Raw genomic sequence first — 14,100 nt, 5'->3', positions numbered from 1 at the left:
GATTTAGCCCAGTTTTCTGAGGTAGGTCCAAGTAGCGACCTTGCCACCGCGCGCCACTGAGTAAGCCTCGGCATCGCCGAGATATTCGAAGCCCGCGTTGGTCAGCACCCGGGCCGAACCGGGATTGTCCTGGAACACCTCGGCGAAGATGGTCTTGCAACGCTGGGGGTTCGCCTCGATCAATGCCGCCACCGCTTCGGATGCAATGCCGGTGTTCCAGAAGGCCGGCGCAACCCAATATCCGACCTCGGACTGAGCGCGCTCCATCCGGTCCAGGGCAATAACGCCCAGAACCTCGGACAGACCGTCGGCCGCCCCGTCCATCACCCAGACATCTTCGCTTCGCTGGGGGTCCTGTGCGCGCTTGATGAAGGCTTCGGTCGCGCCGGGCGGCAACGGGTGCGGAATCGACCGGGTGAACCGCGCAACCCTTTCGTCACCCGCGAAAAGCCGCAAGAGCCCCGCATCCGAACCACGCACCGGACGCAGAACAAAGCGCGTCGCCTGGATGATGGGTTGCGGGTGCGAGATCATCTCAAGGGTCATGCCTGTCCTCCTCCGAAAAGCGCGTAGGCAACGCTCGCAACCGTCATGCCTGCGAGGCCCCACATCAGGTATTTCTCGGCAGGACGGCCCGCAACCGTCCGGGCAATCCGTTCGCCCCCGTAGGTCCAAGCCGGGTGCAGCAGGGCCTGGCAAACAAGCAGGCAGATCGCGATCGTGGCGGTGGCCTGAAAGGCCGGGGTGCCGGGCGCGACGAAACCCGCAAAACCCGCCGCGATCAAAGCCCATGCCTTGGGGTTCAGCGGATGGACGATAAGCCCGGCGGCAAAACCGGGAACCCGCCCCTCGGCGACACCAAGCGACAGTCGCCTGTTGGCCACGCGCCACGCGAGCCAACATATATAGGTGGCCGAGACCCATTTCAGCCCTTCGAAGACCATCGGATAGCGGGCCGCCAGCCCCATCAGTCCAAAACCGACCGGCCAGATCACGAACTGTTTGCCGAGCGCCACACCGGCCACGAACGGCAGCGCACCGCGCAGGCCGAACCTCGCCCCGGTGGTCATCAGGGCCATGTTCGCCGGGCCCGGTGTGCCGACCTGGCTGGCTGCAAACACCAGAAAGGAAGCCGTTTCGACGCCCATGCGTGCGTTCCAATTCTGTTCCGCAATACGAACTGGGGGACCGGCGCCATGCCGATCCCCCACCCGAATTTTTCATTACCTTCGAGCTGTCGGCTTATTCTGCGGCCTCGGCTACCGGAAGCACGGAAATGAAGGTCCGCCCCTTGAGACCCTTATGGAAGGTCACGGCGCCCTCGCAGGTCGCGAAGATGGTGTGATCGCGGCCCATGCCCACGCCTTCGCCCGGCCAGAACTTGGTGCCGCGCTGACGGACGATGATATTGCCCGAGATGGCCCGCTGGCCACCGTAAATCTTGACGCCAAGGCGACGACCCGCCGAGTCGCGCCCGTTGCGCGAGGAGCCGCCTGCTTTCTTGTGTGCCATTCTCTTTCTCCTCTCGCTTAGCCGTCGGCCAGTTTCTTGGCCTGCTCGACCCAGCCTTCACGCTCGATCCGGCCCTTGAACGAAAGCTTTTCGTCCATTTCGGCGATGTCCGCATCGGTCCAAGCGGCGATCTGCGCAAAGCTGGTGACCCCGGCCTCGTGCAGTTTCTTTTCCAACGCCGGCCCCACGCCCGACAACTGTTTCAAATCATTACCACCGCCAGACTTTTTCGCGGCGGATTTCGCCACGGCCTTCTTTGCCGAACCCTTTTTCGGCTCCGCGGCGACCACCGCAGCAGCCGAGACACTTCCCGCGCCCAACGCTGCTTTCACGCCAGTCGCCTCGCCGCCCTTTTCCAGGATCTCGGTGATCCGAAGAAGGGTCAACTGCTGACGATGCCCCTTGGTCCGCTTCGAGCTGTGCTTGCGGCGGCGCTTGACGAAGTGGATGACCTTGTCACCCTTGATCTGGTCGATCACCTCGGCCTGTACGGCCGCACCCGCGACCGTCGGCGTTCCGACGATCCCGCCGACCATCAGGATATCGTTAAATTGAACCGTCTCGCCAGCATCGGCAGCGAGCTTTTCTACGCGCAGCACATCGCCCGACTGGACCTTGTACTGCTTGCCACCGGTCTTGAGGACCGCGAACATGGGCCGTTTCCTTCTTGTCTGCCGCGTCCTGTGGCCCCACCCACTGGGTGGCGTTTCCGCGAAATCGCGCCTCCGGACAGCGCGCCCCCGGCCGGGGCGGTGTCAATATTGACGGCCCCGAAGCGATACCACGGGGCCGGAAACGTGCGTATCTTCGATTTTCTCTCACAAGTCAAGGCCTGCACCCAGTCCGGACGCTCAGATGTCCTGCCCCGCGATGAACTGCGCTGCCGCCAGTCCCAGCTCACGAGAAATCCGGGTAAAAGCCACGTCGAATCCCGCGAAAAGCGCCGCGTTCAGCGCGTTGCCTTCGGGCGTTTCCGACAGCGTGATGTAATCCTCCAGCGTTTCGTCCGCCAAAGGCGCGTAGGCCATCGCGAGATACGAGAAAAGCCATTCGCGCGTCTCGTCGCGGATGTCCGGCTCCTGGCCCCAGACATCGGCCAGCATCTGTTCCTCGGTCAGCTCGAAATCGAAGGCGCGCCCATCGGCCAGCCCCATGTAGAACGCGAGGTTCGAGTTCAGCGCACCAGTGACGTTGGCCTCTACAAGGTTGTTGGCCTCGACAAAGCGTTCAATCAGATCAAGCCGCGGTTCATCGTCGGCCTGCATTTCTTCCAGCCGCTCCATGCTCGCCTCTTCAACCTCGGGGTCGAGGAGTGCACGCCTTGCGGAAAGCTCCAGAGAGACGATCCGTGCGCCGGTCTTGGAAGTGAAGAACGCGATCAACGAATCGAGATCACTGTCGGTCAGTTCCCGCTCGAGGGCGCCGCGCAGGTCCTGGGTCATCCGCCCCCCGTCATAGATGCGTGCAACCGCCGCGTCCCAGCGGTCGCCGCCCCGGCCAGGGAACATCTCTTCCTCGAGTTCGTCGCCATATTCCATGCCCTCTTCCCGCATGATGCCAACAAGGTCCTGAACCCCAAGCGCACCCATCAACGCGTCAAGCCGCGCCGCCGAGTCGGCTTTGGCGGGAAGCGCAAGGCTGAGAAGGAACACAACGGGCAGGGCTAACAGGCGTCGCATCGGGGATATCCGGCATGGCTGAACGTTTTAAGAAGTAATGCCGAAACGGATGGAATCCAACTGCGGCCGTGGGAATACGGGCGAAACGCCGCCCGCCCGGAAAAACGGTTGCAAGCCCCTGCGGTTCGCACTAGATCACCGTCCCACAAGGCCACGGGCTGCGGAGAGGTGCCGGAGTGGTCGAACGGGGCGGTCTCGAAAACCGTTGAGCCTTCACGGGTTCCCAGGGTTCGAATCCCTGTCTCTCCGCCACTTTCTGCGCGCTTTGCCCGAGACCGATGGGATGGTGCGAAGTCGCGGCTCTATCCGAGCAGCGAACAGATTCGGCGCACGGCCAGCGCATAGCCCTCGACCCCGCAACCCGCGATCACGCCGTCCGCCCTGAGCGAGACATAGGAGTGATGTCGAAACGCCTCGCGCTTGTGGATGTTCGAGATATGCACCTCGATTACCGGCCCCTCGAAGGTGTTCAGCGCATCTAGGATGGCGACCGACGTATGGGTGAAGGCCGCAGGGTTGATCACGATCGCCGCCGCCTCGTCGCGCGCACGCTGGATGCTATCGATGATCTCGCCCTCGTGGTTCGACTGAAACAGGCGTACGGCATGCCCGTTTTCGCCCGCGACCGTCGCGCAAACCCTTTCGACATCGGCAAGCGTTTCGTGGCCGTAGATATCGGGTTCACGTTTTCCCAGCAGGTTCAGGTTTGGCCCGTTAAGGATGTAGATCGTCTTGCCCATCGGAATCTCCTTGATGCACATCTTTCCACGGCAAGGCGCCGAGAAACAGTCGAAAAGCAACCGGTCAAGTCGTTGGCGACGGACCATGTTCACCGACCGAATTGACAGAATGCCGCAGCCCGATAGGCTGATCCGGGACCGGCACCAGACCGGCCCGTCCAGCAGGGAGTGGGACATATGTGCGATATCTGCGTGATGAATGCCATAAAGGGCCGGATGCTGTCGCGGCGCAGCTTTTTCAAGGGCGGGACGACAACGGCGGCGGCTGCCATGGTCGGCGGCGTGGCCAGCGCGCCAGCAGCGCTGGCGCAGGGGGCTTCGGCGGTCACCGACATGACACACACCCTGTCCGTGGACTTCCCTACCTTCGGGGGCTCGCCCGGAATCGCCTATGACAAGCAGTTCGACTTCGCCGCCAACGGCTACAACCTGTACTCGCTGACAGTGAACGAGCACACGGGCACCCATATCGACGCGCCGCTGCACTTTTCGGCCGACGGCGCCTCGGTGGACGAAATCCCGGTGGAAAGCCTCGTCTGCCCGCTTTGTATCCTGGACATTCGCGCACGCGCCGCCGAGGACCGCGACACCCAGGTGACGCCGGACGACCTGAAGGCTTGGATCGCGGCACATGGGCCGATCCCCGACGGAGCCTGCGTGGCGATGAACTCGGGCTGGGCGGCCAAGGTCGGCACACTGGGCTTCCGTGGCGCCGACCCAGCACGGCCCGGAGGCCTGCATTTTCCCGGCTTCCACATCGAGGCGACGCAGATGCTTCTGGAAGAGACCAACGCGGTCGCCATGGCGGTGGACACGCTGTCGCTCGACCACGGGCCTTCGGCCGATTTCGCCACGCACTACGCCTGGCTGCCCGCGGGCCGCTACGGGATCGAGTGCATCGCCAATCTTGACCAGTTGCCCGCGACAGGCGCCACGCTGGTGGTCGGTGCACCCAAGGTCAAGGGCGGCACCGGCGGCCCCGCGCGCATCTTCGCGCTGGCGTGACGGCGCGCGCGCCAGTATCCCCGGGGCACAACCCACGCACCAAGGAGGCCCCATGGCCACGGTGAAAATCTGGACCGACGCGGAGGCCGAGGCGGACCCGTGCGTCAAGGCGGTGTTCGACGACATCCGCGCCACCCGCAAGACCGACTTCGTCAACAATGTCTGGCGCGCGCTCGCCAACCAGCCTGCCGTGCTGGAATCGACCTGGGCCCAGGTCAAACAGGTGATGGCACGCGAAAGCGCCTTGGATCCGTTGGTAAAAGAGATGCTCTACATGGCGGTCTCGATTGCGAACGGCTGCGAATATTGCGTCCATTCCCACACCGCCTCCGCGCGCGCAAAGGGCATGACCGACGCGCAGTACGAGGATCTGCTTGCGGTGGTAGGGTTGGCCGCGACCACCAATGCCCTGGTGACCGCGTTGCAGGTGCCGGTCGATCCCGAATTCAAGGCATAACCAATGGACCACGCGATCATCGCCCGCGAGCCCGGCGGCCCCGAAGTTCTGGACTGGGTGGAGTGGCCCGTTCACGCCCCCGACGACGGCGAGGTGCTGGTGCGCCATACCGCCGTTGGGTTGAACTTCATCGACACCTATTTCCGCTCGGGCCTCTATCCCTGGCCGGGCGATATCCTGATCCCTGGCGGAGAGGCCGCGGGGATCGTCGAGGCGCTGGGTTCAGGCGTGGAAGGATTCGCAGCCGGAGACCGTGTGGCCTATACCACGCCGAACGGCGCCTGTTGCACCGCGCGCACGATCCCCGCCGACCGTCTGGTCAAGCTGCCCGATGGCGTGCCCGACGAGATCGCCGCCAGTGTCATGCTCAAGGGGCTGACCGCGCATTACCTAATCAATGACAGCTTCGCGGTTCGCGAGGGTCAAACCGTGCTGGTCCACGCAGCGGCCGGCGGTGTGGGCCTGTTGTTGGGGCAATGGCTCGCGGCGCGCGGCGTGCGGGCCATCGGCACCGCCGGCGTGTCCGAGAAGGTCGGGCTGGCCCGAGCGCATGGCTTTGACCGGGTGATCGACTATCGCGCGGACGATTTCGTGTCCTCCGTCATGGACGCGACCGATGGTGAGGGCGTCGACGCGGTCTATGACAGCGTCGGGCGCGACACCTGGCGCGGTTCTCTCGCCTGCCTGAAAAAACGGGGAATGTTCGTCAATTTCGGGCAATCCTCGGGAACATTGGACGCGTTCCGTATCTCCGACCTCGCCAAGGGTAGCCTGTCTGCCACACGCCCCGTGTTGTTCGACTTCATCGCGGATGCGGCCGAACTGCGCACCCGCGCCGTCGAACTGTTCGACGCTATCGAGGCGGCCACCCTGACGCCCCGCGTGGGCCAGACCTGGCCGCTGGCCGAAACCGCCGAAGCGCACCGCGCGCTGGAAGGGCGCGCGACGACCGGGGCTACGGTGCTGATCCCCTGAACACGGCGCCCTTTCCCCTTCCCTTCCCCCGCGCTGTCTGAAAAGCTGCGCCGCAAAAGGCGAACGCTGCCAAGGAGGAAAGCCATGACAGATTTCACCCGCCGCGGCGCACTTGGCGCCATGGGCGCCGCCGCCACCCTGCCGCTGATGGCCCGCCCGGCGCTGGCGCAGACGAAACTGACCGTCGGTGCGCTGCGCTTCACCAGCCATGCCGCAAGTTTCGTCGCCTACGAGCGCGGTTATTTCGCCGCAGAAGGCTTGGACGTGGAGTTCAAGTTCTTCCAGGCCGCCCAGCCAATGGCCGTTGCCATCGCCTCGGGTGACGCCGATTACGCCGTGACGGCGATCTCGGGCGGGCTGATCTCGCTGGCCGAAAAGGGCGCAACCAAGGTGATCGGCGGTGCGCTGTCCGAAGAGAAGGGCATCGACGGGCAGAAGATCCTGGCATCGAACGCCGCCTATGAGGCCGGGCTTACCAGCCCGGCCGGGCTCGACGGCAAGAGCTTCGGCATCACACAAGCGGGGTCCTCGTTCCACTACATGGGCGCGAAGATCGCCGCTGCCGAAGGCGCCACCCTGACCTACAAGCCGCTGCAAAAGGTGCCCGCGGTAATCGGCGCGCTGAAATCCGGGCAGATCGACGCCTGGACGATCGTACCCCACATCGCCAAGCCGCTGGCGGCCGCAGGCGCGGTGCAGATCATCGGGAACGTGGCCGACTACATCCCCGACTATCAGGTCACGACCGTCTTCACCTCGGCTTCGACCGCCGCGGGCGAACGCGAGAAGACCCAGGCCTTCCTGCGCGCCTTCGCCAGGGGTGCCGACGATTTCAACGCGGCGCTGGTGGACCGGACCGCGGGCGACGAGGCCGCCGAAGAGATGGTGCGGCTGATCCACAAATACGTCTACACTGACAAGGCGTACGAGGCCGCCAAGCCCGGCATCGTCAACGGCGCGATGCGGATCAACAAGGATGCGGCACTGAACATGGGTTCGGTCGAGGACCAGCTCGGCTGGTTCAAGGCCGAGGGGCTGATCAAGGACTCGATCACCGCCGAGACGCTGGTCGACCCGTCATACGTTCCCATCGTCTGAGTTGACGCCGGGCCGCATCCTGACCCGGCTCCTACCCCATGGACCTTACCGTTTCCAGCGTTTCCCATCGCTATGGCACCGTCGAGGTGCTGCGTGACATCTCGCTCGACATCCCGGGCGGGCGTATCCTGTGCATCGTCGGGCCGTCAGGCTGTGGGAAATCCACGCTGCTGCGGATGATCGGCGGGCTGGAAATGCCTTCTTCTGGTACGGTCCTGCATCGTGGCGCCCCGCCCGAAGGCTGCCTGAACCCGCTGACCTTCGTATTTCAGGATTTCGCGTTGCTGCCGTGGCGATCTGTTGAAGGGAACATCTCGCTGGCTCTGGAGGATCACCCGCTGAGCCGTGCGCAGAAGGCCGAACTCATTTCAGACGTGCTGACGCGCACCAAGCTGTCCGAGTTCCGCGCCGCTTGGCCGCGGCAGTTGTCCGGCGGCATGAAACAGCGCGTGGCCATCGCCCGCGCGCTGGCGGTCAATCCCGCGGTGATGCTGATGGACGAACCGCTGTCGGCTCTGGATGCGCAGACGCGCGAACTCTTGATGGATGACCTCGTAACGCTCTGGACGCGGGCCCCGTTCACCGCGGTCTATGTCACACACAACCTGGCCGAGGCGGTGCGGCTCGGCCACCGGATCGTAGTGCTGTCGCGCCGGCCGGGCATGATCCGCGAGATCGTCGAGATCGACATGCCGCTGGAGGCACGGTGCGACGGCGACCCTGTGCTCGAGGCACACAAGGCACGGCTCTGGAAACTGATGCGCGACCAGGCGGCTGCCGCAGATATGGAGTTGCAGCATGGCTGACGCCGGGCGCCCGGTCCCGTTCCGCGGCGGCGGCTTCCGGCCCGGCCGCGTCCGTGGCGTGGGGCTTGCCGTCTTCGTCCTATTGATCGCACTGGCCGAGTGGGGCACCCGCACAGGCTGGATCTCGTCGCTTACCCTGCCCCGCCCTTCTGATGTCGGCGCGACGCTGTTGAACCTTGCACATTCCGGGATGCTCTGGACCCATCTCGCCCCCTCGCTCAGCCGGTTGGTCGTGGGCGCGGCGCTGGGGATCAGCGCCGGCATTGGCGTGGGCGTTCTGATCGGGCTGTTCAGCCTGATCCGTGCGGGGCTGATTCCGCTGATCGCAGCCCTTTTTCCAATCCCCAAGATCGCGCTGCTGCCGCTGTTCGTGATCTGGTTCGGCATCGACGAGGGGTCCAAATATGCACTGATCGCGCTGGGCACCTTCACCCCTACGGTGGTCGCGACCTATGGCGCGGTCGACAATGTCGACCGGACGCTGATCCGCATGGGGCAAAGCTTTGGCCTGTCCTGGGCGTCGATCGTGCGCAAGATAGTGATGCCCGGGGCCTTACCCGGCATCCTGTCTGGCCTAAGGGTCAGTCTTGCCATCGGGATCATCTTGCTGGTCGCAGCAGAGATGCTGGGCGCGGAATACGGGATCGGCTCCTATATCCTGCAGGCCGGATCGCTTTACGACCTGGAGCGGCTTTTCGCGGGGGTGGTAATCCTGTCGGCGCTGGGCGTGGCGACCAGTTCGGCCATCGGCTGGGCAGAGCGGCGGCTGCTGGACTGGCGCAGCTAGGGGCGCACGCCGTGCGCGCGCGCGCCCCAAAGCCCGTTCCCTAAAGGCACTCCTCGAAGAGCTTGCGCGTGTTCTCGGCGGTCAGTTCCACCGGGTTGCCACCGGCGCTGGGATCGGCCAATGCCGAAGCGACCAGCACGTCCAGATCAGGATCGGTCACCCCGAGCGCCGTCAGGTCAGCCGGAATGCCCAGTTCCGCGTTCAGTTTCCCAAAAAAGTCATAGAAGCCGTCGAACCCGCCCGGGATACCAAGATAGGCCGCAGCGCGTGCGATCCGATCTTCGATGGCCGGGCGGTTGAACCGCAACACGGCGGGCATGACGACGGCATTCGTCGTGCCGTGATGGGTTCCGAAATGCGCGCCGATCGGGTGGGACAGCGCGTGGATAGCGCCCAGCCCCTTCTGGAACGCCACCGCCCCCATCGCGGCCGCCGACATCATCTGCGCGCGTGCCTCGATATCGCTACCGTCGTTGTAAGCACGTAACAGGTTTTCTTTCACAAGCCGCATGCCTTCCAGCGCGATGCCCTGGCTCATCGGGTGATAGAAGGGCGAGGAATAGGCCTCGAGACAATGCGCGAAGGCGTCCATGCCGGTGCCTGCGGTGATCGCGGGGGGCATGCCGACGGTCAGTTCAGGGTCGCAGATCACCACCGCGGGCAGCATCTTGGGGTGGAAGATGATCTTTTTCTCGTGGGTTTCACTGTTGGTCAGGACGCCCGCCCGGCCCACCTCGGACCCCGTGCCGGCAGTCGTGGGCACGGCAACGATGGGGGCGATGGCGTCGGCATCGGCGCGGGTCCACCAGTCGCCCACATCCTCGAAATCCCAGACGGGCCGTGATTGCCCGGCCATGAAGGCCACGCATTTGCCGAGGTCGAGCCCGGAGCCGCCGCCAAAGGCGATCACCCCGTCATGGCCGCCCGCGCGGTAGACGGCAAGGCCCGCTTCGAGGTTCTTCTCGGTGGGGTTGGGGTCGACTTCCGAGAAGATCGCGCGGCCCAGCCCCGCCTTGTCGAGGACCTCCAGCGCCTGTTGCGTGATCGGCAGTTGCGCAAGGCCGCGGTCGGTGACGAGCAGCGGCTTGCGGATACCGGCCGCGATGCAGGCCTCGGGCAGTTCCGAGATACGCCCTGCCCCGAAGCGGACGGTGGTGGGGTAGGACCAGTTGGCGGTGAGGTTCATCACTCAAACCTTCTTGAAGTGGTAGGATTTCGGTCGGGTCAGCGCGTGGTAGCCCAGCACCGACAGCCCCGCGCCGCGGCCGGTGTTCTTGCACCCGGTCCAGCAGAGCGCCGGGTCGAGGTAGTCGCAGCGGTTCATGAACACCGTGCCGGTCTCGATGGCATCGCCCACCCGGCGCGCGCGGTCGGGATCGACGGTCCAGAGTGAGGCGGTCAGACCGAACTCGGAATCGTTCATCATCGCAATGGCTTCCGCGTCGTCCTTGACGCGCATGATGCCGACCACGGGGCCGAAGCTTTCCTCGCGCATGACGCGCATGGAATGGCTCACGTCGACGAGGATCTGGGGCATCAGGTAGGCGCCGCCATCCTCGGGGAAGAGCGTAGGGTCGATCAGGGCCCTGGCGCCCGCCTCGATCGCCTCGGAGGTTTGCGCGCGGACCAGGTCGGCGAAGCGGGTCTGCGCCATCGGGCCCATGGTGGTGTCTGGGTTAAGCGGGTTGCCGAGTTTCGCCTTGGAAACGATATCCACGCATTTCTGCACGAAGTCGTCATAGACGGTTTCCTGCACATAGATCCGCTCGATCCCGCAGCAGCACTGGCCGGAATTGAACATCGCCCCGTCCATCAGGCCATCGGCGGCGGCGTCCAGGTCCGCATCCTCCATGACATAGCCCGGATCCTTGCCGCCAAGTTCCAGCCCCAGCCCGGTGAAGGTGCCCGCGGCGGCGCGTTCGATGGCCTTGCCGCCGCCCACGGAGCCGGTGAAGTTCACGAAATCGAAGGCGCCGGCCGAGATCAGGGCGGAGGTGGTGTCGTGGCTCAGGAACACGTTCTGGGCCACGTCGTCGGGCACGCCTGCGTCGCGCAGGGCGCAGATGATGCGTTCGCCGACCAAGGGCGTCTGGCTTGCATGTTTCAGCATCACCGCGTTCCCGGCGATCAGCGCGGGCGCGACGGTGTTGATCGCAGTCATGTAGGGGTAGTTCCAAGGCGCCACGACCAGCACCAGCCCATGCGGCACGCGGCGAATGTAGCGGGTGAAGCCGGGGCTGTTCTCGACGGCGATATCGGCCAGCGCCTCTTCGGCGATGTCGGCCATGTAAAGCGCGCGTTCCTGAAAGCCGCGGAATTCGCCGCCATAGCGGACCGGGCGGCCCATCTGCCAGGCGAGTTCCGGCACGATCTCGTCATTGGCCTCGCCGATGATGGCGACGGCGCGGCGCACGATCTCGGCCCGTTCGGCCAGAGGGCGCGCGGCCCATTCGGGTTGCGCGGCACGGGCGCGGGCCACGGCGGCGCGGGCCTCTTCGCCGGTCAGCAGCACACGCTCGGCATAGACGCTCCCGTCGACGGGAGAGATGCACTTCAGACTTTCCGTCATGTCAGGACCTTTCGAAGCCGCGCGCCAGTTCCCAATCGGTGACGCGGCGGTCGTATTCGGATTGCTCCCAGCGCGCGGCGTGAACGTAATGGTCGATCACATCGTCGCCGAAAGCCGCGCGCAGCATGGCGGATTCGTCGGCGGCCGCAAGGGCGTCGCGCAGGGTCTTGGGGATCTCGCGGATGCCCTCGCCGGTATAGGCGTCGCCGCGGAATTCGGGTTCCAGGTCCAGCCCTTCCTCGATGCCCGCAAGCCCCGCCGCGATCTGGGCGGCATAGGCGAGATAGGGGTTGAGGTCGGCCCCGCCCACGCGGTTCTCGATGCGGATGGCCTTGGTGTTCTCGCCCACGAGGCGGTAGCCCGCGGTGCGGTTGTCGCGCGACCAGACGGCCTTGGTGGGCGCGAAGGTGCCCGCGACGTAGCGCTTGTAGCTGTTGATGTTGGGGGCGAGGAACAGGGTGAAGTCGGAGGCGTATTTCAGAAGGCCCGCCACGTAGGACCGCATCGTGTCGGACATGCCGTGGGGGTCGTTCTCATCGAGGAAAAGCGGCGTGCCGTCCGTGGACCACAGCGACTGGTGGACGTGGCAGGAGGACCCGGCGGGCGCATCGGCATATTTCGCCATGAAGGTGACGGCGGTGCCTTGCGCAAGCGCGATTTCCTTGACCGCGTGCTTGGTGATGGTGTGGATATCCGCGCTGTCGAGTGCGTCGGAGTATTTCACGTTGATCTCTTGCTGCCCGGCCCAGGCTTCGCCCTTCGAGTTTTCCACCAGGATTCCAGCAGCATAGAGGTCGTTCCTGACGGCACGCATCAAGCCCTCTTCGCGGGCGGTGGTCAGGATGTGGTAATCCTCGTTATAGGGGCTGGTCGGCGTCAGGGCGCGGTAGCCGCTGTCATGGACCTGGTCGAAGCTTTCGCGGAACACGTAGAATTCAAGCTCGGACGCGGTCTTGGACACCATGCCCTTGTCCGCCAGCCGGGCAAGCTGGGCCTTGAGAACAGACCGGGGCGCGACGGCGATGGGGTGGTCCCCGTGGTGATCGAGCGTGTCGCAGATCACCAGCGCCGATCCGGGCGCCCAGGGGGCAAGGCGCAGGGTCGAGAGGTCCGGCTTCATCATGTAGTCGCCGTAGCCCTGCGCCCAGCTTGCGGACTTGAAGCCCGGCACCGGCTCCATCTCCTGGTCGACGGTCAGCAGGTAGTTGCAGGAATGGGTTTCATGCACGCCCGCATCTAGGAAGTGGCGCGCATGGAAGCGCTTGCCCATCAGCCGGCCCTGCATGTCGATCTGGGCCATGGTGACGGTGTCGATCTCGCCCTGTTCGACCAGTTCGGTCAGGGCGTCGAGGGTCAGGTTGCCGGGCATCGGGGCCTCGTGGTCTTGGGGTCAATGGGGCGCCCCGGGCGGGACGCCCCGACGCGGTTACGCCTTGCCGTAGCGGTAGGGCCGGCCGGCCTTGGCCATGTCGGCGTTATACTGCTTGAAGATCTCGACGACGCGGGCCTTGGTCTCGGACTCGGCGGCGATCTCGTCCCAGAATTTCTGGGCGGCGGCCTCGACCTGGTCCCATTCCTCGTCGGGGATCGAGGTGAGCTGCATCTTGTCGCCATTGACGCGCAAGCTGGCCTCGCCGCCCCAATACCACCACTGGCGGTAGTAGTGCGACTGTTCCATGCAGACCTTCAGCAGTTCCTGAAGCCGTTCCGGCACCTCGTTCCAGCGGTCCTGGTTGGCGAAGAAATGGCCGATCCAGGCGCCCGAAATGTTGTTCGTCAGGAAGTAGTTGGTCACGTCGGCCCAGCCGACGGTGTAATCCTCGGTGATGCCCGACCAGGCGATGCCGTCAAGTTCGCCGGTCTGCACGGCGACCTCTATATCCTCCCACGGGAGGGTGACGGGCACGACGCCGAACTGCGCCAAGAAGCGGCCCGCGGTGGGGAAGGTGAAGACGCGCTTGCCCTTGAGGTCGGCGAGGCTGTTGATCGGGTCCTTGGTGGCGAAATGGCAGGGATCCCAGGCGCCCGCCGAAATGTGTTTCACGCCGACCTTGGAATATTCGGCGTCCCAGATCTCGTTCAGGCCATACTGGTTGAACAGCACCGGCACATCGAGCGAGTAGCGCGAGGCGAAGGGGAAATAGCCGCCGAACACGGTGACTTCGGTGGGCGAGGCCATCGAGTCGTCATCGGACTGCACCGCGTCGATGGTGCCCATCTGCATGGCGCGGAAAAGTTCCCCGGTGGGCACCAACTGGTCGGCGAAATACAGTTCGATCTGCATCTCGTCGCCGGCGATCTTGTTGAAGCTGTCGATGGCGGGCTTCACCACGTGTTCGGCGAGGGCCGCGCCCGCATAGGTCTGCATCCGCCACTTGATGGTGGACTGGGCGTGGACGGCGGGGGCGGCGAGGCCCGCGGCCGCGCCGACGCCCGCAGTGGCGAGGAACTTGCGTCTGGTGGTCATCTCTC

General features: G+C 65.0%; 16 protein-coding genes and 1 tRNA gene. 7 read left to right on the top strand and 10 right to left on the bottom strand.

Translation table 11 applies throughout. The annotated features are described in order from the left end of the window. Positions 1-3 precede the first annotated feature (3 nt). The 5 genes from EV662_RS10775 to EV662_RS10755 form a co-directional block, all read right to left on the bottom strand. A complete protein-coding gene (locus tag EV662_RS10775; RefSeq protein WP_132462171.1) occupies positions 4-546 on the bottom strand; it encodes a GNAT family N-acetyltransferase in 543 nt (180 codons plus the stop codon). Further along, a complete protein-coding gene (locus EV662_RS10770; protein ID WP_132462170.1) occupies positions 543-1,148 on the bottom strand; it encodes a LysE family translocator in 606 nt (201 codons plus the stop codon). Before EV662_RS10770 ends, EV662_RS10775 begins: the two co-directional genes overlap by 4 nt. 94 nt (positions 1,149-1,242) lie before the next feature. Continuing rightward, entirely contained in the window at positions 1,243-1,512 is a 270-nt protein-coding gene (gene rpmA, locus EV662_RS10765; protein ID WP_132462169.1) for a 50S ribosomal protein L27, read from the bottom strand. A gap of 17 nt (positions 1,513-1,529) precedes the next feature. Beyond that, positions 1,530-2,165, bottom strand: coding sequence for a 50S ribosomal protein L21 (locus tag EV662_RS10760; RefSeq protein ID WP_132462168.1), 636 nt, complete (start codon positions 2,163-2,165; stop codon positions 1,530-1,532). A 198-nt stretch (positions 2,166-2,363) separates the two neighbouring features. After that, positions 2,364-3,191: a DUF2059 domain-containing protein gene (locus tag EV662_RS10755; protein ID WP_132462167.1), complete on the bottom strand. Its 828-nt coding sequence runs from the start codon at positions 3,189-3,191 to the stop codon at positions 2,364-2,366. Positions 3,192-3,353: 162 nt separating this feature from the next. Between EV662_RS10755 and EV662_RS10750 the strand changes: the two genes are divergently transcribed. Beyond that, positions 3,354-3,443: transfer RNA gene (locus tag EV662_RS10750), tRNA-Ser, on the top strand. Between the two features lie 50 nt (positions 3,444-3,493). Here the strand turns inward: EV662_RS10750 and aroQ are convergent. Beyond that, entirely contained in the window at positions 3,494-3,931 is a 438-nt protein-coding gene (aroQ, locus tag EV662_RS10745; protein ID WP_132462166.1) for a type II 3-dehydroquinate dehydratase, read from the bottom strand. 177 nt (positions 3,932-4,108) lie between these two features. Here aroQ and EV662_RS10740 point away from each other — a divergent pair, with 177 nt between their 5' ends. From EV662_RS10740 to EV662_RS10715, 6 genes are all read left to right on the top strand, one after another. Continuing rightward, positions 4,109-4,936, top strand: a complete 828-nt coding sequence (locus tag EV662_RS10740) for a cyclase family protein (RefSeq protein WP_132462165.1) — start codon at positions 4,109-4,111, stop codon at positions 4,934-4,936. 52 nt (positions 4,937-4,988) lie between these two features. After that, positions 4,989-5,393 carry a carboxymuconolactone decarboxylase family protein gene (locus tag EV662_RS10735; protein WP_132462164.1) on the top strand — a complete coding sequence of 135 codons (405 nt, stop codon included), beginning with the start codon at positions 4,989-4,991 and terminating at the stop codon, positions 5,391-5,393. Between the two features lie 3 nt (positions 5,394-5,396). Beyond that, positions 5,397-6,368: a quinone oxidoreductase family protein gene (locus EV662_RS10730; RefSeq protein WP_132462163.1), complete on the top strand. Its 972-nt coding sequence runs from the start codon at positions 5,397-5,399 to the stop codon at positions 6,366-6,368. Between the two features lie 84 nt (positions 6,369-6,452). Next, positions 6,453-7,466 carry an ABC transporter substrate-binding protein gene (locus EV662_RS10725; RefSeq protein ID WP_132462162.1) on the top strand — a complete coding sequence of 338 codons (1,014 nt, stop codon included), beginning with the start codon at positions 6,453-6,455 and terminating at the stop codon, positions 7,464-7,466. A 38-nt stretch (positions 7,467-7,504) separates the two neighbouring features. After that, positions 7,505-8,272 (top strand): ABC transporter ATP-binding protein, encoded by a 768-nt coding sequence (locus tag EV662_RS10720; protein ID WP_132462161.1) that lies wholly within the window; start codon positions 7,505-7,507, stop codon positions 8,270-8,272. Next, positions 8,265-9,059: an ABC transporter permease gene (locus tag EV662_RS10715; RefSeq protein ID WP_132462160.1), complete on the top strand. Its 795-nt coding sequence runs from the start codon at positions 8,265-8,267 to the stop codon at positions 9,057-9,059. The genes EV662_RS10720 and EV662_RS10715 overlap by 8 nt, the downstream gene beginning before the upstream one ends. A 40-nt stretch (positions 9,060-9,099) precedes the next feature. On the opposite strand, the gene EV662_RS10710 is transcribed toward EV662_RS10715, so the two are convergent. Genes EV662_RS10710 through EV662_RS10695 form a run of 4 tightly spaced genes read right to left on the bottom strand, consistent with a single transcriptional unit; the run spans position 9,100 to position 14,095 of the window. After that, positions 9,100-10,245, bottom strand: a complete 1,146-nt coding sequence (locus EV662_RS10710; protein WP_132462159.1) for an iron-containing alcohol dehydrogenase — start codon at positions 10,243-10,245, stop codon at positions 9,100-9,102. A gap of 3 nt (positions 10,246-10,248) precedes the next feature. After that, the gene (locus tag EV662_RS10705; protein WP_132462158.1) at positions 10,249-11,628 is read right to left on the bottom strand and encodes an aldehyde dehydrogenase family protein; all 1,380 of its coding nucleotides are present in this window, start codon (positions 11,626-11,628) and stop codon (positions 10,249-10,251) included. A 1-nt stretch (position 11,629) separates the two neighbouring features. Next, positions 11,630-12,997 (bottom strand): glutamine synthetase family protein, encoded by a 1,368-nt coding sequence (locus EV662_RS10700; protein WP_132462157.1) that lies wholly within the window; start codon positions 12,995-12,997, stop codon positions 11,630-11,632. Between the two features lie 57 nt (positions 12,998-13,054). Next, on the bottom strand, positions 13,055-14,095 hold the full coding sequence (locus tag EV662_RS10695; protein WP_132462156.1) for a TRAP transporter substrate-binding protein: 1,041 nt from the start codon (positions 14,093-14,095) through the stop codon (positions 13,055-13,057). Positions 14,096-14,100: the final 5 nt, after the last annotated feature.

It is taken from the genome of Rhodovulum marinum, assembly GCF_004343075.1.
GTDB lineage: Bacteria > Pseudomonadota > Alphaproteobacteria > Rhodobacterales > Rhodobacteraceae > Rhodovulum > Rhodovulum marinum.
The sequence above is the reverse complement of the archived record's forward strand: the minus strand, read 5'-3'. Positions and strand labels throughout refer to the sequence as shown.

What these genes read in the sequence shown, in the direction of transcription:
- EV662_RS10775 (WP_132462171.1), bottom strand. Translation starts at nt 546, where the DNA reads ATGACCCTTGAGATGATCTCGCACCCGCAACCCATCATCCAGGCGACG.
- EV662_RS10770 (WP_132462170.1), bottom strand. Translation starts at nt 1,148, where the DNA reads ATGGGCGTCGAAACGGCTTCCTTTCTGGTGTTTGCAGCCAGCCAGGTC.
- rpmA (WP_132462169.1), bottom strand. Translation starts at nt 1,512, where the DNA reads ATGGCACACAAGAAAGCAGGCGGCTCCTCGCGCAACGGGCGCGACTCG.
- EV662_RS10760 (WP_132462168.1), bottom strand. Translation starts at nt 2,165, where the DNA reads ATGTTCGCGGTCCTCAAGACCGGTGGCAAGCAGTACAAGGTCCAGTCG.
- EV662_RS10755 (WP_132462167.1), bottom strand. Translation starts at nt 3,191, where the DNA reads ATGCGACGCCTGTTAGCCCTGCCCGTTGTGTTCCTTCTCAGCCTTGCG.
- aroQ (WP_132462166.1), bottom strand. Translation starts at nt 3,931, where the DNA reads ATGGGCAAGACGATCTACATCCTTAACGGGCCAAACCTGAACCTGCTG.
- EV662_RS10740 (WP_132462165.1), top strand. Translation starts at nt 4,109, where the DNA reads ATGTGCGATATCTGCGTGATGAATGCCATAAAGGGCCGGATGCTGTCG.
- EV662_RS10735 (WP_132462164.1), top strand. Translation starts at nt 4,989, where the DNA reads ATGGCCACGGTGAAAATCTGGACCGACGCGGAGGCCGAGGCGGACCCG.
- EV662_RS10730 (WP_132462163.1), top strand. Translation starts at nt 5,397, where the DNA reads ATGGACCACGCGATCATCGCCCGCGAGCCCGGCGGCCCCGAAGTTCTG.
- EV662_RS10725 (WP_132462162.1), top strand. Translation starts at nt 6,453, where the DNA reads ATGACAGATTTCACCCGCCGCGGCGCACTTGGCGCCATGGGCGCCGCC.
- EV662_RS10720 (WP_132462161.1), top strand. Translation starts at nt 7,505, where the DNA reads ATGGACCTTACCGTTTCCAGCGTTTCCCATCGCTATGGCACCGTCGAG.
- EV662_RS10715 (WP_132462160.1), top strand. Translation starts at nt 8,265, where the DNA reads ATGGCTGACGCCGGGCGCCCGGTCCCGTTCCGCGGCGGCGGCTTCCGG.
- EV662_RS10710 (WP_132462159.1), bottom strand. Translation starts at nt 10,245, where the DNA reads ATGAACCTCACCGCCAACTGGTCCTACCCCACCACCGTCCGCTTCGGG.
- EV662_RS10705 (WP_132462158.1), bottom strand. Translation starts at nt 11,628, where the DNA reads ATGACGGAAAGTCTGAAGTGCATCTCTCCCGTCGACGGGAGCGTCTAT.
- EV662_RS10700 (WP_132462157.1), bottom strand. Translation starts at nt 12,997, where the DNA reads ATGCCCGGCAACCTGACCCTCGACGCCCTGACCGAACTGGTCGAACAG.
- EV662_RS10695 (WP_132462156.1), bottom strand. Translation starts at nt 14,095, where the DNA reads ATGACCACCAGACGCAAGTTCCTCGCCACTGCGGGCGTCGGCGCGGCC.